At 81.4% G+C, this 778-nt stretch carries 1 pseudogene; it reads left to right on the top strand.

Annotated elements, in window-relative coordinates:
- Positions 1-259: 259 nt before the first annotated feature.
- A pseudogene (locus GT045_RS39735) lies at positions 260-778 on the top strand (hypothetical protein); the annotation flags it as partial.

Raw genomic sequence — 778 nt, 5'->3', positions numbered from 1 at the left:
GGCGCCGGTTCCGGGCGGGGCTCCCTCCGGTGTGGGTGGGGCGCCGGTTCCGGGCGGGGCTCCCTCCGGTGTGGGTGGGGCCTCCGCCGGTGCGGGTGGCCCGGTCGAGACACAGGCCGGGGTGCCGACGGGGGCGGCCGGTGCCTCGCACGGCGGTTTCGGTGTGCCGGGGGCACCTGCCGCGGCGGACGTGCCTCCGGGCGCCACGCCCTGGGCCGGTACCGACACGAACGCGGAGAGCGGTGAGGACGACCGTTCCGTGCCGTTGCCCGCGACGGTGTTCGCCCCGCCGTTGAGCGACGCGGCCGGTGCGCCGCGGCCGCCTGCGGTCGCGCCGGACGCGCCGACGGCGTTGATGTCCGGCGGCAGCGGGCTGCCCCCGACGGCGGTCTCCCCGGCGCTCGACGCACAGGGGCCGCAGGGCTTCACACAGGGCGCGCAGGGCGGTGTCCCCGGAGCGCCCGTTCCTCCCGGTGCGCCGGGCGTCGGCCAGGCCGGCTCGCCCCTGCCGCCGCCGGGAGCACCGGCGTACGGCCATCCGCACGCCTCGTCGGCCCCGGGCACGCCCGCGGCCGGCGTACCGCCCTACCCTCCGGCGCACGCCGCTCCGCCCGCACCACCGGCGGTTCCGGGTGCGCCGGGAGCCGCGCAGGGCGGCACGCCGCCGCCCCCGCCGTCGGGTGTCCCGTACGGCTACCCGCAGGGGCCCGGCGCTCCGCGGACCGCCCCCGGTCCCGGATATCCGCAGGCGCCGGGCGGCGCACCGGACGCGCCGCAG

The organism is Streptomyces sp. SID486, from assembly GCF_009865385.1.
Lineage (GTDB): Bacteria > Actinomycetota > Actinomycetes > Streptomycetales > Streptomycetaceae > Streptomyces.
Note: the sequence above shows the minus strand (reverse complement) of the source record. Positions and strands in the feature narration are given on the sequence as shown.